Source organism: Bacillus sp. L75 (assembly GCF_003676355.1).
GTDB lineage: Bacteria > Bacillota > Bacilli > Bacillales > Bacillaceae > Bacillus > Bacillus velezensis.
Map to the genome: position 1 here is coordinate 672,019 of NZ_ML064901.1, position 20,003 is coordinate 692,021.

Annotated in this window: 16 protein-coding genes, 1 tRNA gene and 1 pseudogene; 13 read left to right on the forward strand and 5 right to left on the reverse strand. The window is 44.2% G+C overall.

Features of this window, described 5'->3' with window-relative positions:
* Nucleotides 1-18 precede the first annotated feature (18 nt).
* Nucleotides 19-270: a hypothetical protein gene (locus D5S11_RS03520; RefSeq protein WP_007408636.1), complete on the forward strand. Its 252-nt coding sequence runs from the start codon at nucleotides 19-21 to the stop codon at nucleotides 268-270.
* A 17-nt stretch (nucleotides 271-287) separates the two neighbouring features.
* Here the strand turns inward: D5S11_RS03520 and D5S11_RS03525 are convergent, their stop codons facing one another.
* Complete coding sequence (locus D5S11_RS03525) at nucleotides 288-1,025, reverse strand: protein-glutamine gamma-glutamyltransferase (RefSeq protein ID WP_020956257.1); 738 nt, start codon at nucleotides 1,023-1,025, stop codon at nucleotides 288-290.
* Nucleotides 1,026-1,166: 141 nt separating this feature from the next.
* Between D5S11_RS03525 and D5S11_RS03530 the strand changes: the two genes are divergently transcribed.
* From D5S11_RS03530 to D5S11_RS03550, 6 genes and pseudogenes are all read left to right on the forward strand, one after another.
* Nucleotides 1,167-3,152, forward strand: coding sequence for a methyl-accepting chemotaxis protein (locus D5S11_RS03530; RefSeq protein WP_015240457.1), 1,986 nt, complete (start codon nucleotides 1,167-1,169; stop codon nucleotides 3,150-3,152).
* A gap of 184 nt (nucleotides 3,153-3,336) precedes the next feature.
* Nucleotides 3,337-5,325 (forward strand): methyl-accepting chemotaxis protein, encoded by a 1,989-nt coding sequence (locus D5S11_RS03535; RefSeq protein WP_032869835.1) that lies wholly within the window; start codon nucleotides 3,337-3,339, stop codon nucleotides 5,323-5,325.
* 127 nt (nucleotides 5,326-5,452) lie between these two features.
* Nucleotides 5,453-7,438, forward strand: a complete 1,986-nt coding sequence (locus tag D5S11_RS03540) for a methyl-accepting chemotaxis protein (RefSeq protein ID WP_007408632.1) — start codon at nucleotides 5,453-5,455, stop codon at nucleotides 7,436-7,438.
* 115 nt (nucleotides 7,439-7,553) lie between these two features.
* Nucleotides 7,554-8,594, forward strand: a pseudogene (locus tag D5S11_RS20440) (cache domain-containing protein); the annotation flags it as partial.
* Entirely contained in the window at nucleotides 8,589-9,560 is a 972-nt protein-coding gene (locus tag D5S11_RS20445) for a methyl-accepting chemotaxis protein (protein ID WP_425340276.1), read from the forward strand. The pseudogene D5S11_RS20440 and the gene D5S11_RS20445, both read left to right, overlap by 6 nt.
* A gap of 65 nt (nucleotides 9,561-9,625) precedes the next feature.
* Entirely contained in the window at nucleotides 9,626-10,150 is a 525-nt protein-coding gene (locus D5S11_RS03550) for a type 1 glutamine amidotransferase domain-containing protein (RefSeq protein ID WP_003152143.1), read from the forward strand.
* Between the two features lie 31 nt (nucleotides 10,151-10,181).
* Here D5S11_RS03550 and D5S11_RS03555 read toward each other — a convergent pair whose 3' ends face one another.
* Nucleotides 10,182-11,168, reverse strand: coding sequence for a Gfo/Idh/MocA family protein (locus D5S11_RS03555; protein WP_015240454.1), 987 nt, complete (start codon nucleotides 11,166-11,168; stop codon nucleotides 10,182-10,184).
* A 179-nt stretch (nucleotides 11,169-11,347) separates the two neighbouring features.
* Here D5S11_RS03555 and D5S11_RS03560 point away from each other — a divergent pair, with 179 nt between their 5' ends.
* From D5S11_RS03560 to D5S11_RS03570, 3 genes are all read left to right on the forward strand, one after another.
* Nucleotides 11,348-12,508 (forward strand): AI-2E family transporter, encoded by a 1,161-nt coding sequence (locus D5S11_RS03560; protein ID WP_007408629.1) that lies wholly within the window; start codon nucleotides 11,348-11,350, stop codon nucleotides 12,506-12,508.
* Nucleotides 12,509-12,599: 91 nt separating this feature from the next.
* Nucleotides 12,600-13,430: an undecaprenyl-diphosphate phosphatase gene (locus tag D5S11_RS03565; RefSeq protein WP_007613337.1), complete on the forward strand. Its 831-nt coding sequence runs from the start codon at nucleotides 12,600-12,602 to the stop codon at nucleotides 13,428-13,430.
* A 127-nt stretch (nucleotides 13,431-13,557) separates the two neighbouring features.
* A tRNA-Ala gene (locus tag D5S11_RS03570) sits at nucleotides 13,558-13,630 on the forward strand.
* A gap of 176 nt (nucleotides 13,631-13,806) precedes the next feature.
* Here the strand turns inward: D5S11_RS03570 and D5S11_RS20160 are convergent.
* Nucleotides 13,807-14,313 carry a hypothetical protein gene (locus D5S11_RS20160; RefSeq protein WP_060675421.1) on the reverse strand — a complete coding sequence of 169 codons (507 nt, stop codon included), beginning with the start codon at nucleotides 14,311-14,313 and terminating at the stop codon, nucleotides 13,807-13,809.
* A 125-nt stretch (nucleotides 14,314-14,438) separates the two neighbouring features.
* Complete coding sequence (locus tag D5S11_RS03580) at nucleotides 14,439-14,642, reverse strand: hypothetical protein (protein ID WP_038464241.1); 204 nt, start codon at nucleotides 14,640-14,642, stop codon at nucleotides 14,439-14,441.
* A 391-nt stretch (nucleotides 14,643-15,033) separates the two neighbouring features.
* On the opposite strand from D5S11_RS03580, the gene D5S11_RS03585 reads away from it, so the two are divergent.
* Both D5S11_RS03585 and D5S11_RS03595 read left to right on the forward strand, forming a co-directional pair.
* The gene (locus tag D5S11_RS03585) at nucleotides 15,034-16,164 is read left to right on the forward strand and encodes a Rap family tetratricopeptide repeat protein (RefSeq protein WP_108724758.1); all 1,131 of its coding nucleotides are present in this window, start codon (nucleotides 15,034-15,036) and stop codon (nucleotides 16,162-16,164) included.
* A gap of 1,346 nt (nucleotides 16,165-17,510) precedes the next feature.
* On the forward strand, nucleotides 17,511-17,831 hold the full coding sequence (locus D5S11_RS03595) for a hypothetical protein (RefSeq protein WP_094031239.1): 321 nt from the start codon (nucleotides 17,511-17,513) through the stop codon (nucleotides 17,829-17,831).
* Between the two features lie 60 nt (nucleotides 17,832-17,891).
* On the opposite strand, the gene D5S11_RS03600 is transcribed toward D5S11_RS03595, so the two are convergent.
* Entirely contained in the window at nucleotides 17,892-18,533 is a 642-nt protein-coding gene (locus D5S11_RS03600) for a cupin domain-containing protein (protein WP_108724759.1), read from the reverse strand.
* A gap of 218 nt (nucleotides 18,534-18,751) precedes the next feature.
* Here D5S11_RS03600 and hmpA point away from each other — a divergent pair, with 218 nt between their 5' ends.
* A complete protein-coding gene (gene hmpA / locus D5S11_RS03605; RefSeq protein WP_032867215.1) occupies nucleotides 18,752-19,927 on the forward strand; it encodes an NO-inducible flavohemoprotein in 1,176 nt (391 codons plus the stop codon).
* Nucleotides 19,928-20,003 lie beyond the last annotated feature (76 nt).

Sequence of the window (20,003 nt, forward strand, 5' to 3'; positions counted from 1 at the left end):
ATCGTGAGGTGATGGATGATGAAGATTCTTCAAATGTCCTATAAAAAAAGAGGGACTATTGAGTTTGTCTTTGAAGATTTTCCGCATTCTAAAGTCACCATGGCGCCGATTAAAGGGTATTACTTTGTCCGCGCCATTAAATGGAGCCGACGGGACAGAGCCGTCACCCGACATGATTTAGAGAAGTTTGAATGGGCTGCAAACCAAGCGCTCGGCACGACGGCTTTTTACCGGAAAAGAAAAGCATTCCGCATCCCATCGTCACAATGACAGACGATGGGATTGTTTTAATGCATGATCTGATAAAGCGCGGGTGCATCAAGCCTTGTTGCCTGGTTAAGCAGATAAGCCGGCTGCACGGCATTTTTTTTTCTTAAAGAATTCAATCTCTGGATGATTTGTTCAGCGGTCAGAATCCCGAGACCGTGGGCGAAATATTGATCATTCCCCATCACAATGACATTCTCTCCCCGCCACTGAGCCTTTGCAGGATTAAAATCAGGATTTTTAAAATATAAACAATCTCCCCGTAAAAAGTGGCTGCCGGTTTCCGTGTAGATCGGCAGATGCTCATAGTGCCAGTCATACAAAGTGATATCCCGGAAACGCCGGTTAAACCGTTCTTCACCGATTGTCTTTAAGACGGCCAGATAATAAATCACAACAATGGCGGTAGCGCATTCAAATGCGTAAAACGCCCCGTTTTCAATAATGTCCCGAATCGCTTTTGAAGCGGGGATTCTGTACTTCAGCTCCAAGGCTCCTTCCGGCGTCACTCTCCAATAAGCCGTATTTCCGTATGTTTTGGCGAAAGTTGCAAATTTCACACCTGATCCGTGCAGTTCTCTTGCGGCTTCCACAATATGGCGGCGCAGCCGCACCTCGAACATCAGTTCAGCAATCGACCCGTAATCGAATTGTACGGGAGAATTGAGCAGTTCATTTATATACGGAACAAGGCTTTTTTCCGTCTGCCAGTTCGCGATGTCCTGAGGCCGAAGCACTTGGCCGGATATGATAATCATCTGCGCGCCCCCTATCTTTTTTTATAAGATATGCAGGAAGCTTGGGCAATGAAAATCAAGTCATAAAAAAGGAGGAAATGTTAACAAAATGTGAAGACTGAGCCGATATATAAGGTATCACACTTGAGGGAGCAGCTTAATATGAAAAAATTCATTAATTGGTGCACAAAGGCATCGATTTCACGTAAATTAATCATTTCATTTATCGTGATCTTAATCATACCGATTCTCGTGTTAGAATTCAGTTCATACCATACGGCGAGCAATTCGCTGGATGATCAGATTTCAGGCAACGCGAAAAATAACATCGAATCTTTTAACACAACCATTACAAATGATATCGGCTCAAAAGCAAAGGCGATTGAATTTTTCAGTGAAACGTTAAAAGGATCATCCTTCTCAAAGAAAAACATGTCTGCTCTTGAAGAAAAGTTCGGGCAATACACGTCTATTCATAAGGACGTAGCCCGCGTTTACGGAGGAACCGAAGACGGCAGCTACGCACAGGCGCCGAAGGAGAATACTCCGGCCGATTACGATCCGAGAACACGCACTTGGTATAAAGACGCTGTGAAGGCCGGCGGCACGCTCGTTGTCACCGACCCTTACACCGCGGCAAGCGACGGCAGCATGGTCGTTACCGTGGCAAAGCAGATGCAGGACGGAACAGGCGTAGTGGCCATGGATATTACGATTGACCAGCTGCTGAAGCAGATGCAGGGAATCAAAATCGGACAAAAAGGATTCGTGTTTATCACGTCCAAAAATAAAACCTATGTCGCGCATAAAGACCACAAACCGGGCGACAAAGTTTCAACCCCGTGGCTGAATGAGGTATACAGCAAAGACAGCGGCATTATTTCATACAAGCTCGATGATCAAAATAAAAAAATGGCGTTTACGACAAATAAACTGACCGGATGGAAAATAGAGGGGAGCATGGAGCTCAACGAAATTAAAGACGCCTCACAACCGGTGCTGACGATGGGAATGATCGTCCTTGCAGCATCCATTATCATCGGGGGAATTTTAATTCTGTTGATTGTCAGATCCATTACGTCACCGCTGAAACGGCTTGTCCGCTCTTCTAAACAAATCAGCGGCGGAGACTTGACTGAAACCATTGATATCCGCTCGAAAGATGAATTGGGCGAACTCGGCGCGAGCTTTAATGAAATGGGAGAATCTCTGCGCGGACTGATCAGCGCGATTCAAAACTCTGTCGACAACGTGGCCGCGTCATCGGAGGAGCTGACCGCTTCAGCTTCGCAGACAAGCAAAGCGACGGAACATATTACAATGGCCATTGAGCAGTTTTCAAACGGAAACGAAGAGCAAAGCGAAAAAGTCGATTCAAGCTCAGCCAAGCTGAATCATATAAATGACGGACTCACCGCCGTTTCCCGCACATCATCATCCATTACGGAAGCATCTAAACAATCGAAGGAAGCTGCCGGCACCGGGGAAGAATATGTGCAGCAAACCGTCGGGCAGATGAATCTCATCAATCAATCGGTCCAGCAGGCGGAAGCGGTTGTAAAAGGCCTTGAGGCCAAATCAAAAGACATCACTCATATTTTAAGAGTCATCAACGGTATTGCCGATCAGACAAACCTGCTTGCTTTAAATGCAGCCATTGAAGCGGCAAGAGCCGGTGAATACGGGCGGGGCTTCTCAGTGGTAGCCGAAGAAGTGCGCAAGCTTGCCGTCCAATCCGCCGGTTCTGCCAAAGAGATTGAAAAACTCATTCAGGAAATTACGGCTGAGATTAATACATCACTTCACATGTTCACATCCGTTAATGAAGAAGTTCAATCAGGACTTGCCGTGACGGACCGCACGAAAGAAAGCTTCCAGAATATCTTCGGCATGACAAACGATATCGCCGAGAAGCTTCAATCGATGAACGGCACGGTTGAACAGCTGTCAGACAGCTCCCAGCACGTTTCAGCCGCAGTGACGGATATTGCGGACGTATCTAGGGAAAGCGCAGCAAGCATTCAGGATATTGCCGCATCCGCAGAAGAACAGCTTGCATCAATGGAAGAAATCAGCACATCCGCCGATACTTTGGCGCAAATGGCCGAAGAACTGCGGGAATTAACGAAACAATTTAAAATCAACTAGTAAAAAAGGACGCTTTCCGGATGGAAGGCGTCCTTTTTTATAGTGACAGCCGGATAATTGAATAAAAAGTCTTGCATACAAAGGGAGTACATAGAACTATTTTTCATTTATGACTTAATTTTCAATGTAATAAAAAGGGAGTCGGCCGATATAAACAGTAAATGATTGAAAGAGGTTTACAAAATTGAAAAAAACAGCAAAAAAAATCGCCAGAAAATCAATAGCCAAAAAACTGATCATTTCATTTTTACTGATCTTAATCATTCCGGTAGCAGTATTGGCTGCCGGCGCCTACCGTTCGGCGGCTTCATCCGTTGAAAAGCAAATGATGGAAAGCGCCGAAGGAAATGTGCAAATCTTAAACAATATGATTGATGACCGGATCGGAATGTTTACAAAAAGCTCTGCATATTTCAGCGAATGGGCGACAAGCGCTAAATTTAAAGAAAAAAACCAAACGGAAATGCAAGAAAGGTTCAAGCAGTTTATTGAAAGCAATGATAAAGCGTCCGCCGTATTTTCAAGCAGCAAGGAAGGAACGTTTACCCGTTATCCGCATGCCGATATGCCGGCCGATTTCAATCCGCTTGAAAGAAGCTGGTATCAGGAAGCCATGGAGAATAAAGGCCAAACCATCATCACAGACCCTTATGAGTCCATCTCAAACAAAAAGATGGTCGTCACCATGGCCCGCGCGGCGCAAGACGGATCAGGCGTCGTCGCCATTGATATAAAAATCGACGATCTCATCACGATGACAAAAGAAGTGAACATCGGAAAAGAAGGATATGCCTTTATCCTCAGCAAAAATAAAAAAGCCGTTGCCTACAGTGATGAAAAAGCCGGCTCGGCGGTATCGGGAAAATGGGTTGATACATTATTCAGCGGGCAAAAAGGCGACTTTGAATATACGCTGAACGGGAAAGCGAAAAAAATGGCGTACGTGACCAATGAAGCGACGGGCTGGAAGATCAGCGGAACCATGTCCGTGGATGAAATCAAGGATGCGGCAAGACCGGTTCTGACTCTGGCCGTTATCATATTGGCGATAGCCATTGCCGCAGGGATGATTTTCATTTATTTTGTCATCCGCTCAATTACCAAACCGTTAAAACGTCTCGTAGCTTCAGCGGAAAAAATCAGCAGCGGAGATCTGACGGAAACCATTGATGTCAGCTCTCAAGATGAGCTGGGCGTGCTCGGTAAAAGTTTTAATCATATGACAGATTCACTCCGTTCGCTTATTCAGGGAATTCAGGACTCTGTTGAACATGTCGCTTCTTCCTCAGAGGAGCTGACGGCTTCGGCTGAGCAGACGAGCAAAGCAACGGAACATATCACCCTTGCGATTGAACAGTTTTCTAATGGAACGGAAGACCAAAGTGAGAGTATTGATAAAGCGACAGCCCAAGTGAATGAGATGAAAGACGGGCTCAGCGATCTGGCGGAAGCGGCAGCCGTGGTGACGGAAACGTCAATTGAATCGGCGGAGATATCCGGCGCCGGTGAGCGGCTTGTCAAGAAAACAGCGGGCCAGATGGGCGCCATTGACCAATCCGTAAGTAAAGCGGAGCAAGTCGTACAAGGGCTTGAACTCAAATCGCAGGACATTACCAGCATTTTGCGCGTCATTAACGGCATTGCCGATCAAACGAATCTCCTTGCTTTAAATGCAGCCATTGAAGCGGCAAGAGCGGGAGAATACGGACGCGGTTTTTCAGTCGTTGCCGAAGAAGTGAGAAAGCTTGCCGTACAATCCGCCGATTCAGCGAAAGAAATCGAATCCTTAATTCATGAAATCGTCAAAGAAATTCATACTTCGCTCGGAATGCTGGAATCCGTCAATCACGAGGTGAAAAGCGGACTTCAGTTAACGGACGAAACGGAAAAAAGCTTCCGGGACATTTCCGTTAAAACAAATCAGATTGCCGGTGAACTGCAAAATATGAATGCAACCGTGGAACAGCTTTCTGCCGGGTCTCAGGAAGTATCAAACGCTTCAGAGGATATCGCGGCCGTCTCCAGACAAAGCGCGGCCGGCATTCAGGACATCGCGGCTTCAGCTGAAGAGCAGCTTGCGTCCATGGAGGAAATCAGTTCCTCCGCCGTCACGCTGGAAAAAATGGCGGAAGAATTACGCGAACTGACAAAGCGTTTTAAGATAAACTCTTAATTAAGTCTAAAAGACTAATTTTAAGACAGGTAAAAAGTATGTTTCGTTATATTTCTTCTTTTTGGATGTGTATAATTACCCATAATTGCCGATATGAAGGGTAAACACGCAAGAGGAGATATAGCAGATGAAAAAAATTGTGCAAATCATCAAGCAGAGATCGCTTACAAGAAAACTGCTCATTTCTTTTTTGGCCATTCTCATTCTTCCTATTTCAACGCTGGCTTTTATCGCCTATCAATCGGCGGTAAGCACGCTTGACAGGCAGATGATGGGAAGCGCACTAGATAATGTGCAGCAGATTAACGATATGATCAACACAAGCATCAGCCAAAAGGAAGACGGAACGGCATATTTCAGCGACTGGCTCACAAAGGATCGGTACAAGCCGAAAAACCAATCGCAAATTACCGATAAATTCACAGAGTACATGAAGATCAATAAAGACGTGGAATCCATTTATACGAGTGACACGGAAGGACATTTCACACGGTATCCGGATCTGCAGATGCCTAAAGGATATAATCCGCTTGAAAGAGACTGGTATAAAAAGGCCGTGGAAAATAAGGGGAAAGTTGTTGTAACAGATCCTTACCGCACGGCTTCCACCAATACGATGGTCGTGACGGTCGTTCAGCAGACGAAAGACGGCTCAGGAGTCGTCGCCATCAATATGAAAATCGATGAGCTTCTGAAAACGACAAAGAAAGTGAACATCGGAAAATCAGGCTACGCTTTTATCCTGACGAAAGACAAAAAAGTGGTCGCCCACCCGAACCGCACGTCAGGCACAGTATTAAACGGGGAGTGGGCTGAACAGCTGTTCACCAGCAAAAAAGGTGATTTTCAATACAAATACGACGGCCAGGAAAAGAAAATGGCTTATGATACAAACGGGCTGACAGGCTGGAAGATTACCGGAACGATGTATCTGGACGAAATTCATGAAGCGGCCCTGCCGATCCTTCATCTGTCCCTGCTCGTTCTCGTATTAGCGATTGTGATCGGAACCATCGTCATGGTGCTGATTATCCGTTCAATCACAAAACCGCTCAAGCAGCTTGTGACATCATCGAAACAGATCAGTGAAGGCGACTTAACAGAAACGATCGAGATTCAGTCAAAAGATGAATTAGGCGAGCTTGGCAAAAGCTTTAACAATATGGCCGCTTCACTCAGGTCTCTCATCCATGCCATCCAGGATTCCGTGAATAACGTCGCATCTTCCTCAGAGGAGCTGACGGCTTCAGCGGAGCAGACAAGCAAGGCAACCGAACATATCACACTGGCGATCGAACAATTTTCTAACGGAAATGAAAGCCAAAGTGAAAACATTGAAAGCGCGGCGGAACATATTTACCAAATGAACAGCGGGCTTAAAGATATGGCGAAAGCATCTGCCGTCATTACCGAATCCTCCGCCACATCAGCGGAAGTCGCCAATTCAGGCGGAAAGCTCGTCCACCAGACGGTCGGCCAAATGAACGTCATTGACCGGTCAGTGAAAGAAGCTGAACAAGTGGTGCGCGGACTTGAAACAAAATCAAAAGACATTACAAACATTCTCCGTGTCATTAACGGAATCGCTGACCAGACAAACCTTCTTGCGCTGAACGCGGCAATTGAAGCCGCACGTGCGGGTGAATACGGGCGGGGCTTCTCAGTCGTCGCCGAAGAGGTCAGAAAACTTGCGGTCCAGTCTGCCGATTCAGCGAAAGAAATCGAAAGCTTAATCATAGAAATCGTCAACGAAATCAATACATCTCTCGGCATGTTCCAATCCGTCAACAAAGAGGTGGAGAGCGGACTGGATATTACGAATCAGACCGAAACGAGCTTCAAACGGATTTCTGAAATGACGAACCAGATCGCCGGAGAAATTCAAAATATGAATGCGACGGTAGAACAGCTGACAGCAGGCTCTCAGCAGATTTCAGGAGCTTCTGAGCAAATCGCGTCCATCGCAAAAGAAAGCTCCGCCAGCATTCAGGATATTGCGGCCTCCGCCGAAGAACAGCTGGCTTCAATGGAAGAAATCAGTTCGTCTTCGGAAACGTTATCCCAAATGGCGGAAGAATTACGTGATATGACGAAACGATTTAAAATAGATTAATAGGTCATAGAACACCCAAATGTGCTGTTTGGGTGTTTTTTTTAGTTTTTTTAATAAATCTTTTGTCCTATCTGACGATATTAGATTTAGCTTTTCAAAGAAGGAGACTGAAAAAATGAAACAACTGATACATTGGATCAAACAGCCATCCATCAGCAAGCCGCTGATCGCGGCATTTTTAGCCGTATTGGTGCTTCCGGTCGGCATACTCGCCTACTTCAGCTACCAAACGGCGGGGAGTACATTAGAAAGCGAACTGACCCACAGCGCCCAGGGAAATGTCAGTGAACTGAACAGCGTGCTGGAAAACATGCTTGAGGGTAAGCTGAAAGCGATTGACTACTTCAGCGAATCAATCACAAAGGAAAAACTGAACACAAAAAATAAATCGGTACTGCTTGACAACATGAAGCAGTATGTCACCGTAAATGACGATGTCGCGTCAATTTACGCCGCGTCTCGCGACAAAGCGTTCGTGAAATATCCGTCCGTTGATATGCCGTCCGATTATAATCCGCTCACGCGCGAGTGGTATACCAAAGCGGTTGAAAAAAGCGGACAGCCGGTGTTTACCGAGCCCTATAAAGACGCTGCAACCGGACAGACGGTTGTTACGATTGCCCAGCAGACAAAAGACGGATCAGGCGTTGTGGCGCTTGATATTAATCTTGGCGACCTGCTGAACGCTTCCGAACGCGTCCAGATCGGTCATAAAGGTTTTGCCTTCATTACAACGGGAGATAAAAAATACATCGCGCATCCGACTATAAAAGCGGGAACGGAAGGCTCCGGAGAGTGGACGGAAGAAGTATTTTCCAAATCAAGCGGATCGTTTGAATACATGTTTGAAGGACAGCAGAAGAAAATGGCCTTCACGACAAACAAACTGACGGGCTGGAAAATCGCCGGCACATTTTTTGTCAGTGAGATCCATGACGCAGCCTCGCCTGTCATGAAAATGGCGCTGATCATCCTGGCGGTTTCTCTTATCGTCGGCGGTATTTTAATCGTTTTTATCATTCGCTCGATTGCAAAACCGCTCAAAAAACTTGTTTCGACATCAGCTAAAATCAGTGACGGCGATTTAACGGAAGTCATTGACATCAAGTCGAAAAATGAATTCGGGCAGCTCAGCCAAAGCTTCAATGAGATGTCGGCGTCACTCCGGTCTGTCATCGGCGTCATCCAGTCATCCGTCGAACATGTCGCTTCTTCATCCGAAGAGCTGACGGCATCCGCCGGACAGACAAGCAAGGCGACAGAGCATATTACACTGGCGATTGAACAATTCTCAAACGGAAACGAATCACAAAGCGAGAAATTGGAAGAAAGTGCTGATCACCTTTCCCAAATGAATGCGGGCATTGCCGAGACGGCGAATGTATCGGCGGAAATCACTGAATCCGCCATCCAAACCTCTGAAACGGCCGGAAGCGGAGAAGAATTAGTGGCGAAAACGGTCGGCCAGATGAAAACAATTGATCGTTCCGTACAGCAGGCGGAAGCGGTCGTAAAAGGGCTGGAAACGAAGTCGCACGACATTAAGAGCATCCTCAACGTCATTAACGGCATTGCCGATCAAACAAATCTGCTTGCCTTAAACGCTGCCATTGAAGCGGCCAGAGCAGGCGAATACGGGCGGGGCTTCTCCGTCGTTGCGGAAGAAGTGAGAAAGCTTGCCGTACAATCAGCCGGCTCCGCGAAGGAAATCGAAACGCTGATTCAGGAAATCGTCAAAGAAATCGCCACATCGCTTTCCGTATTCCAAGCGGTGAATCAAGATGTGAAGGAAGGCCTCGATATTACGGATCAGACGGCCGAAAGCTTCAAAAAAATCTCAGAAATGACGACTCAGATTTCAGGCGCCTTGCAGCATATGAACGGAACGCTTGAGAAGCTTGCAGCCGGGTCGCAAAATGTGACAAACGCGGTGGAGGACATTACCTCAGTCGCCAAAGAAGGGTCCGCCGGCATTCAAGACATCGCCGCCTCAGCTGAAGAGCAGCTGGCCTCCATGGAAGAAATCAGTTCATCCGCCGAAACGCTTGCGCATATGGCTGAAGAACTGCAGCAGGTCACACGGAAATTTACGATTCAGTCTGAAGACGAAGAACAGCTGTAGCGAGCTGTTTCTTTTCCTCATTTTAAAAAAGCGATACACTAGTATAAAAGAAGGGAGTGGCAGTGATGAGATTAGAAGGCAAAAAAGTCATAGCGCTTGTCAGTGACGATTTTGAAGACTTAGAGCTTTGGTATCCCGTCTACCGGCTGAGAGAGGAAGGCGCGATCGTTCATTTAATAGGAGAAGAAGCGGGCCGTTCATACAAAGGAAAATACGGCGTGCCCGCGACGGCGGATTACGATTTTAAGAGCCTGATTATTCAGGAGTATGACGCCGTGCTCGTGCCTGGCGGCTGGGCTCCTGACAAACTGCGAAGATATCCCGAAGTTTTGGACATCATCCGTACGATGAACGAGCAGAAAAAGCCGATCGGCCAGATCTGCCATGCGGGCTGGGTGCTCATATCTGCCGGAATTCTCGCAGGAAAAAAAGTAACGAGCACGCCCGGCATCAAAGACGACATGACAAATGCAGGGGCACAGTGGCTGGATGAAGCTGTCGTAACTGACGGACACATTGTATCAAGCCGCCGCCCGCCCGACCTTCCGCAGTATGCAAAAGCGTTTGCTGACCTGTTAGCGTCCAAATAAAAAACATCCGCCCGAATCCGGGCGGATGTTTTTAGTTTTGATCGGCGGGAAAGACAATTCCGATTTGTTTTCTCGCTTCTTCCATAATGCTTGCCGTAATGAAAGAACGTTCAAATGTATTTTCGGAAGACTCCCGCTGTCCGTTTCGAAGAAGATTGATGAATTCAGCCGTTTCGTAGTACATCGACGGTTTCAGATCAGGGACTGAAATGTCTTCCGTCCGGCCGTCACGATAGCGGATTTCCGCCCGTTCCGGTCCGTGAATGCTGTCCAGAACGATCGTGCCGTCTTCACCCTGAATTTCCGCCGGGGCAAACGAATTTGAGATTTTCGAATGCATCAGCACCGCTTCAAATCCGTCGTATGACAGAATCACCGTGCCTTCGCCGTCAACGCCGGATGCTAGTTTATGACCGGTCGCAATGACGTTTTTCGGTTTGCCGAACAGGACGACGGCCGGATAAATGCAGTACACGCCGATGTCCATTAACGAACCGTTCGATAATTCAGGCTTAAACGCGTTTAGCACCGTACCGTTCTTATATGCATCATATCGTGATGAATATTGGCAGTAGCTTGCTGTGAATCTCCTGACGGGTCCGATTTTATGTAAGTGGTTTTGAAGCATGCTGAAGTTCGGCAGGAACGTTGTTTTCATGGCTTCCATCAAGAGAACGCCGTTCGTTTTGGCTGCGTGAATCATTTCATCCGTTTCCCTTGCGTTAGACGCAAACGGTTTTTCGCACAGTACATGCTTGCCGTGTTCCATAAAAAGGACCGCCTGCTCTTTGTGAAATGCATTCGGGCTGGCGAGATACACCGCGTCATAGGCTTTGCTTTCCGCCATTTCTTTCAGGCTGGTGAAATAATGAGCAGCGCCGTGTTTGCCGGCGAATTCCGCCGCGCGTTCCTCAGTTCTGGAATAAACCGCCGTTAATTGAAAATCATCAATAGCAGAAGCCGCCTCCAGAAATCGTTCTGTAATCCAATTCGTTCCGACTGTTGCAAATCGAATCATTGCTATCGCTCCTTCTATGTATTGGCTTACATTATAGCTTTTTTTCTGAGAAACATAAATGGAAAAAAGGCTGCCAGCTAAAGGGATAGGAAAAATTCCCATAGAGACCGGTTATTATTTTTCATTACAGGAACGATAGTGTACAATTTAAGTAAAATACATATGATGGAGGAACAATAGTGGAAACATTGCAAACATGGGGCGGCAGATTTAAACAGTTTTTCTTAGACAATAAATTTGTCTTGTTTTTGCTTGTATTGCTGCTCATCGGTCTCAATATCCTTGTCTTTATGAAGACATCATTTATTTTCACACCTATTATCGTCCTGCTCAAAACGATTGCGCTCCCCGTCATTTTGACAGGAATTGTTTATTATCTGCTTAATCCGATCGTAGATATATTGGAAAAAATAAGAGTGAAAAGAGTCTATTCCATCCTGCTCCTTTACCTCATTATTATAGGGCTGATTACGATTACGGTCGTTTCAATTATTCCGTTTTTAAAGGAACAGATCATGAGCCTGATCGACAATCTGCCGAAATATGTGGATATCGTTGAAGATCAGACGAAAAGCCTGATCGGAAGCGATTTTGTAAATCAGGCGCAAAAGACGATGAATATCAACATTTCCGATCTTGCTAATAAAGTATCGGCGCAGGCGGCGACAATTGCAAACAGCACATTTACCGGAGTCGGGAATTTTATCGGCGCGCTGACGGAAGTAATTATTTCAATTGTGACCGTGCCGTTTATTCTGTTCTATTTGCTGAAAGACGGCAAAAAACTGCCGATTTATATCTTAAAGTTTGTGCCCACCCGTCTGAAAGAACAAACGTATACGATGCTTAGTGAAATGAACCACAGATTAAGTTCCTATATCAGAGGACAGGTCATCGTCAGCTTCTGCATCGGGTTTTTATTATTTATCGGCTATCTGATTATCGGACTTGATTATGCGTCACTGCTTGCGGTCATTGCCGCTTGTACGAGCGTTGTTCCGTATTTAGGGCCGACCATTGCCATCACGCCGGCGATTATTATCGCGTTGGTCACTTCGCCCCTTATGCTGCTGAAGCTTGCGATTGTATGGACCGTTGTCCAGCTCGTGGAAGGAAAATTAATTTCGCCGCAGATCATGGGGAAAAATCTTCACATTCACCCGATTACCATCATCTTTGTTCTTTTAACCGCCGGAAAGCTGTTCGGGGTTGTCGGCATTATTTTAGCCATCCCGGGGTATGCGGTCATCAAAGTGGTCACGACCCATCTGTTTGATTGGTTCAAAATGCGTTCGCATTTATATGAAGAAGAAAAAAATGATGCTGGATCGAAGTCATAAAATCGGAACGGACATGATATTTATTATAAGACAGGCTTTCCTTCAGAGGAGAGCTTCTCTTTTGTAAATGATGAATGAAGGGAAGAATGGGATGACACTATGGGAGATGTTCACAGCAGCCGTTTTGGGAATCGTGGAAGGGCTGACGGAGTATGCGCCGGTTTCTTCCACGGGACATATGATCATAGCGGATGACATCTGGCTGAAATCCGGAAGCCTGATGAATCCGGAAGCCGCCAATTCCTTCAAAGTGGTGATTCAGCTCGGTTCGATTCTGGCGGTGGCCATTGTGTTTAAGGATCGGATATTACATTTACTCGGCCTCAAAAAAAACGTCACGCGCGATCAGCAGAAGGGATACAGGCTGACCATCGCGCAAATCGCCGTCGGTCTTGTTCCGGCGGCGGTGCTCGGTTTTTTATTTGAGGATTTCATTGACCGCTATTTATTCTCCGTCAGAACGGTCGCTTACGGATTAATTGCCGGAGCCGTGCTTATGCTTATAGCGGACTGGATCAATAAAAGGAAAGAAACGATCGATACGGTAGACAGAATCACCTACAAACAGGCTTTCTGTGTCGGATTATTCCAGTGTCTCGCCTTATGGCCCGGATTTTCCCGCTCAGGCTCAACGATTGCCGGAGGTGTCATTGTCGGCTTGAATCACCGGGCAGCCGCAGACTTCACATTTATTATGGCTATTCCGATTATGGCGGGCGCAAGCCTTCTGAAGCTGGTGAAATACTGGAGCAGTCTTTCTTATGACATGATTCCGTTTTTTCTAGTCGGCTTTATCTGCGCCTTTGTCGTCGCCCTCTTAGTCGTCAAATTTTTTCTTCGGCTTATTAACCGGATTAAGCTTGTCCCGTTCGCCATTTACCGTGTCATCCTCGGCATCATTTTAATCATGCTCGTTCGATAAACGAAGAGGCCCCCGGAGGGTCTTCTTTTTATGTTCGAAAAGCGTCTCAGGAAAATATGAGCAAACTGAATTTTCTGCTTGAAATTCAAAGAAGACTCGTCTATAATAAAACATGACGTTACAGCACGGGGCCATAGCTCAGCTGGGAGAGCGCTACGCTGGCAGCGTAGAGGTCAGGGGTTCGAGCCCCCTTGGCTCCATACCTTTAAACCCTTATTCTATAAGGGTTTTTTTATTTGTCAGGAACAGAGCCAATAGCCCTAAAAAGCAATTGGGGACAATTTTGGGACGAAAAATTTATTTTGAGGAAGTTTAGTTGCTTTTCGCCTTCAATTAGGATTGAAGAAGCCGCCTCTAAAGGCGGCTTTGTTGTTTATCAATTTTCTTGCGGAGCAATCTTTGCTGGTGTAGCACCGCAGAACAGGAAGAATGTAAATAATACTGGTGGAGAAATTGCTACACCTAATTTGCCTATATATTCCAATACTGTCCACCAATCTCCTTTTTCAATTGCCTTTTGAACTTTATCTAATGCTCCTTTAGAGATACCAATAGCATCTTCAAGGCATCTTTGAACAGTGTTCTTTTGGACACTTGCATACTTATATTCCTTGTTCATATAGTTAGCGAAGGCGATCATACCCTCTTTTTGACCTTTGGTATAAGGAGACTTTTCAAGCTCACCCTCATTAACTGTGTAACCTGTTTCTTCATCAAAAATTACAATCTTAGTAAAGATGTACTCAACTTCTTTTAAAGATTTTTCAATTTGTTCTTTAGTTAATCCATCTAACCCGTTCTCTTCCTCTGCTGAAACTGTTGGCGCTATTGTAGCAATAGCAAGAAGTAGGGTCAACGCCAGAAAAACTAATCTTTTCAACATTATAACTCCCCCTTTTGGAAAATTGTACAAGCAACTACATGGTAACACATTTTTTTCCAAATGAGGGTATGTTTATCCGGTTTTAATCTGTTTAGACAGGATAAGTCAAATATCGACAAAAAAGATTATGACCATAAACTCAAAGCAAGAGTCGAAACCCCCCATGCTATTATCCCAAACATTACAGAGAACCTAAGACAAGCTTCAAATTTTGAAAGCCCTCGCTCTCTTTTTGTTTTACCTAATTTCCAATAAATAGCGTATCCGGAGAACACCAAAATGATTATTCCAAGTCGTGTCATGTTTTCTAAAAATTCTATACCATCCATTGATTTTCACCTCGTTTTTATTTATGAGAAAAAATAAAGTAGACTTGTAGAGAGTCTACTTATACACGTTTATCCAAAGTACACATTTCTTTAGAGCTGAGAACGCTTGAGTGATAAAGTAAGGCTCATTTTAAAATGGCACATCCTTATCCCCTCCCCATTTGTATTCCCGACACATTAGTTTTATTATCGCAAATAGAATGGCCATTTCCAACAGTTATGTGAAAATAAGTAATGCGTAATATGTCTAATGGTATAAGAAATGATGTATCTTTTATCCAACAAAATCATGATTTTATAATCACTGTAGACCGCAAACAAATTGCGGTTTTTTTTCGTTCAAACATAATTTGGAAATGTTAGAATATTATATAAAAGGAGGAGTGGCCTTGTGAGTTCTGTTTTACCATCATCGGAGGTTGGCGTTAAGATCAATGAATGGTACAAAATGATACGTCAGTTCAGTGTTCCGGATGCGGAGATTTTGAAAGTGGAAGTGGAACAAGAAATAAATGAGATGGAAGAAGACGAGTATCTACTGATTTACTACACCCTCATGAAATTCCGCCATCAGCTTATGCTGGATTATTTAGAACCGGTGACTACCCGCGTGAGACCGACAATTGACGAGCTGCTGGAAAAAATCGAAGCATCAAATAAAGGAATTTCCGGCCTGCTGTGCTATTATTCTTTATTTTTCCGCGGCATGTATGAATTTGATCAAAAGCAGTATGTAAAGGCGATCGGCTTTTATAGAGAGGCTGAAAAACAACTCGTTCATGTGCATGATGAAATTGAGAGAGCGGAGTTTCATTTTAAACTGGCTGAAGCATATTACGGTATGAAACAAAGCCACGTCTCCATGCATCACGTAAAGCAAGCGCTCGATATTTACGATCAGTATGAGTTGTATAAGGTCCGGAAAATTCAATGTCTATTTGTCGTATCAGGGAACTATGTAGACTTTAAACGTTATGAAAAAAGCTTGCCGCATTTAGAAAAAGCTTTAGAGTTGTCGAAACAAGTAAACAATAATGAAAGGCTGCTCAGTTCTGCTTATTACAACATAGGAAAGAATTACGGAGACTTAGAAGAATACAATAAAGCTGAAATCTACTTAAAAAAAGCAGCGGAGATATCTGAAAAGTATAAATTGGGTAACCTTCCGCATTCCTTGTTTACATACGCAAAGCTTCTATTTAAACAAGGGAAAACAAGCGAGGCGATTCAAATCAGCAAAAAGGGACTTTCATCAGCGATATTTCAAGGAGATAAGCTGTTTGAATCTCTGCAAAAATATTTGGAGGCTTTATATATTAATGCAATAGACCAAATAGGAATCAAACAAACAATTGATTACCTTGAGAAAAATAAAAACTATTCGTATGTAGAAGATATTGCTCTTGATACGGCTGCTGTTTATGCAGAGTCAAAGCAATATGACAAATCTTATTTTTATCATCAAAAAATGATTCAAACGCAAAAACAAATTCAGAGGGGAGAATGCCTGTATGAATTTTAGAAAAGGCGTATTTATCATTGTGTCGGCTGTCGTTTTAATGTCAGGGATCGGTCTAGCAACATCGGCTGTTTCATTTGATGGATCTTATCAAGTTTCGTCTGATCGTAATCAAACCTAAGAAGGAGAGTGCCTGTATGAATTTTAAAAAAAGCATCTTCATTATTTTGGGTCTGTCGTTATCTTTTATATGCGAAGTGGGTGTGAACACAGTGGAAAAACAAACACATGATACCTTTCAAACTGCCTCAGATCGTTTCCAGACTTGATCAGCTTACGCCTTTTCTTCGGAAAAGGCTTTTTTCCTTTCTTCATTATATTGTTTCAAAACATCCACTTGTTTTTATTCTTATCCCATTTCAGCATACGCTGCCTCATGAGGTTCTTCACTGCTTCCCGGATAGCGCGTTCATCCTTGCCGGTTTTTCTCTTCAATTCATCCAAGGAGGGGTTTTTTCCGAATTGGATCATGTTAAAGATAATCCGGTACACTTTTCATTCGAAATCAGTCATTTGATCATCTCCCACTTCATAAGTCTCAACGGATAAAAGAGAATCAAATACAATAATGTATCCACCTTTAAGTTCTCGACAAGAGTTTCCTTCCGTATGTGGTCCCGTAATGAACTGCGCAGATAACCTCGCGTATGTATTCGTCGTCTTAAAGCTCGAACGATAAATCTATGCTAATATTAAAAAAATATGGCACTCTATATTTTTAGATCTTAAGAATATATAAGAATTGATAAGCTCAATTTTCAAATTTAATGGAGGGAAAATAGAAAGGAGAGAAATGAGAAAGTATTTTGGAATAGTGTCGCTTATCATCCTTTTATTCGCATTGTGCTTTCTGCCTCATATTCATTGGGCGCTTGGAATCCTAGGAATTGTCGTGGGGAGTATTCTAGCAATCAAATCGCCTAAAGGAATTGCAAAGAACATTTCTTTTGTTATCCTAGCACTTTGTTTACTTTTACTATTATTATTGATTGTGATGGGCGTTTTGATGGCAGGTCTAGTGGAAAATTAACCTTTAATTTATTATCCTATTTGGGGACCAACTTATTCATTTTTAGCCAAATAAAAGATTAGGGTTTGAAATAAAACGTCTGTTCGTATCAGGAACTCATCTCCACACCGGCAGCGTAGAGGTCAGGGGTTCGAGCCCCCTTGGCTCCATACCTTTAAACCCTTATTCTATAAATAAGGGTTTTTTTGTTTTTTCATCTTCTGCGGCAGCCTCTATGTTCTGCTTCATTTNATAAGGGTTTTTTTGTTTTTTCATCTTCTGCGGCAGCCTCTATGTTCTGCTTCATTTCTAACAATTCAAAATAAAGGAAAGAGAGAAAATGAAAAAGAAAATCTATCTTCTACTAACTCTTTCAGCGGCACTGGCACTTCTTTTAACAGCGCTCCCGGCTCTTTCTCCCATCGTCTTCACGTCTGCTTCAGAAAAAGGAGCCATCAGGCATGACATTTATAAAAAAGGATATCCGTATCAAAGCTACTTTGCGATTCTTCGAAAAGAAGAAGGCGGCGGAGAGGCCGGGAACCTTTATTATGTAAATTGGTTCAATTGGAAAGATGAAACCGGACAGACGCCGCACGTATGTTATTCAAAAAAATCGTCCGAAGGCGAGTACAAAGTAAGCTGCGGAACCGGATCGTAATGATCAAGAGCCCCTCTCCAATGAGGGGCTCTTTCTGTCGATGCCGCTCTGGCTCTCCGTTTAATATCCCCAATATAACGGCGTATCATAATGCCGATACGGATCATTCGGATAATGCGTATTTGGCTGATAAGGCTTATTCATATCATGAATACCCGTGTTTTCAGTCTGTCCGCAGTATTTATCGGGACCTATCACAGTTGATTGCCGGATCGGGGAAACGGCTTTTTCCCACTCATGCTCATTCAGACAGTACGTATGCGCCATGATCTCAGGCGGCGTCAGACGGAGAATATCCGAGCCGTATATCACTTCAGGCGAAGGGGCGTCAAATATGGCCAAAAGGTGGGTTCTGTCTGAAGTGGCGACTTCATAATGCCACCACCCCTGCGGAACATTCGCCACTTGTCCTGAAGAGATCGGATAATTCCGTATTTTCTGGGTGAACGGATTCAGCATCGACACCACCGCGGAACCCGAAATACAGTACACCAATTCAGCGGCGTTTTGATGGGTATGCGGTTCAATCACATTTGTTTTGCTCAGAAAGATATCTAATAATGAAATATTTTCAAGCGTGTTTAACTGTTTAATCCCCAATACATTGATAAAGTTCTGAGCATCTTTCGTAAAAAAACGGCTCTCATTCACATCATAAGTGAACTGTGTATTCGGAGACGTGTAATCGATATCGGAAACCATGCACTCCCCCGCTTTCATCTTTAAACGTATATTCCCAAATATATGTGTCCCTGTTTCACCGGGTGATAAAAAAAGGAGGTAAAATCCATAAATTCCAAATCCAACACAATATTGTGACGACTTTTTTAAAGATTCATTTTAAATATATCTTTTATTCGAAATATCTCTTACTATAAAGATATATTTAAAATACATCTTTAGAAGGGTTGAGGATTAACATGCTGGATGAGAGAACAATAGACATCATCAAAAGCACAGTACCCGTATTGAAAACACATGGAGAAAACATCACCGGACGCTTTTATAACCTGATGTTTCAAGATCATCCCGAACTGTTAAATATGTTTAACCAAACGAACCAAAAGAAACAGACTCAGCGCGCAGCATTGGCAAATGCAGTCATTGCGGCTGCGGCGAATATTGATCAATTAGAACAAATCATTCCGGCGGTCAGACAGATCGGCCATAAACACACAAGCATCGGTGTAAAACCGGAACATTATCCGATTGTCGGAAAGTATCTGCTTCTGGCAATTAAGGATGTGCTGCAGGATGCCGCAACTCCTGAGATTATGCAGGCATGGGAAAAAGCTTACGGTGTTATTGCGGAGGCTTTCATCGGCATTGAAAAAGACATGTACAATGAAGCCGGATGGCAGGGGTATAAAGAATTTACGGTTATACAGAAAACGAAAGAAAGCAAAGATATTACATCATTTTATATCAAACCGAGTGACGGCTCTTCGCTTCCTGGATTTGAAGCGGGACAATATATCAGCATTAAAGTGCGGATTGCGGATTCTCCTTATACGCACATTCGCCAGTACAGCCTGTCTGATGCTTCTCAAAAAGGGGCATATCGGATTTCTGTGAAAAAGGACGGAGCGGTTTCTTCTCATCTCCACAATGAAGTTCAAGAGGGAGATAAACTTGAAGTCAGCGCACCCGCCGGGGATTTCAAGCTGTCTTCTGCCGAAAAACCGGTTGTTCTTATCAGTGCCGGTTCCGGAATCACGCCGATGATGAGCATGCTGAAAACAGCCGCCGAAAAACAGCCGGAGCGTGCCGTTACTTTTATTCATGCCGCGAAAAACGGAGAGTACGCCGCGTTCCGCAAAGAGGCTGAACAAGCTGCGGAGAATCATCCGAATATTAACGTCATTTATGTATACAGTGAACCGGCAGAACAAGACCGCTCAGGAGACAAGCCTTTTTACAGCGGCAGGATTGATCAAACCTTCTTGGAGCAGCTTCATCTGAATCAAGATGCTGAATTTTACTTGTGCGGATCAGCGCAGTTTATGACGCAAATGAAAGATATGATTCTTGCCCTCGGGTTTGACTCTGATTCCGTTCAATATGAATTGTTCGGCCCTCAGCTGAGCATGGCATAACCAAAAAGACTCCTCAAAGAGGAGTCTTTTTTATTTGCGCAATATGTTCTTTCTCCGTCTTTTTCCCTATTTTATT

Excerpts from the sequence above, each read along its gene's own strand:
- hmpA (WP_032867215.1), top strand. The coding sequence starts at position 18,752 with ATGCTGGATGAGAGAACAATAGACATCATCAAAAGCACAGTACCCGTA.
- D5S11_RS03540 (WP_007408632.1), top strand. The coding sequence starts at position 5,453 with ATGAAAAAAATTGTGCAAATCATCAAGCAGAGATCGCTTACAAGAAAA.
- D5S11_RS03520 (WP_007408636.1), top strand. The coding sequence starts at position 19 with ATGAAGATTCTTCAAATGTCCTATAAAAAAAGAGGGACTATTGAGTTT.
- D5S11_RS03580 (WP_038464241.1), bottom strand. The coding sequence starts at position 14,642 with ATGGATGGTATAGAATTTTTAGAAAACATGACACGACTTGGAATAATC.
- D5S11_RS03530 (WP_015240457.1), top strand. The coding sequence starts at position 1,167 with ATGAAAAAATTCATTAATTGGTGCACAAAGGCATCGATTTCACGTAAA.
- D5S11_RS20445 (WP_425340276.1), top strand. The coding sequence starts at position 8,589 with ATGTCGGCGTCACTCCGGTCTGTCATCGGCGTCATCCAGTCATCCGTC.
- D5S11_RS03600 (WP_108724759.1), bottom strand. The coding sequence starts at position 18,533 with ATGGTTTCCGATATCGATTACACGTCTCCGAATACACAGTTCACTTAT.
- D5S11_RS03595 (WP_094031239.1), top strand. The coding sequence starts at position 17,511 with ATGAAAAAGAAAATCTATCTTCTACTAACTCTTTCAGCGGCACTGGCA.
- D5S11_RS03550 (WP_003152143.1), top strand. The coding sequence starts at position 9,626 with ATGAGATTAGAAGGCAAAAAAGTCATAGCGCTTGTCAGTGACGATTTT.
- D5S11_RS03565 (WP_007613337.1), top strand. The coding sequence starts at position 12,600 with ATGACACTATGGGAGATGTTCACAGCAGCCGTTTTGGGAATCGTGGAA.
- D5S11_RS20160 (WP_060675421.1), bottom strand. The coding sequence starts at position 14,313 with ATGTTGAAAAGATTAGTTTTTCTGGCGTTGACCCTACTTCTTGCTATT.
- D5S11_RS03525 (WP_020956257.1), bottom strand. The coding sequence starts at position 1,025 with ATGATTATCATATCCGGCCAAGTGCTTCGGCCTCAGGACATCGCGAAC.
- D5S11_RS03555 (WP_015240454.1), bottom strand. The coding sequence starts at position 11,168 with ATGATTCGATTTGCAACAGTCGGAACGAATTGGATTACAGAACGATTT.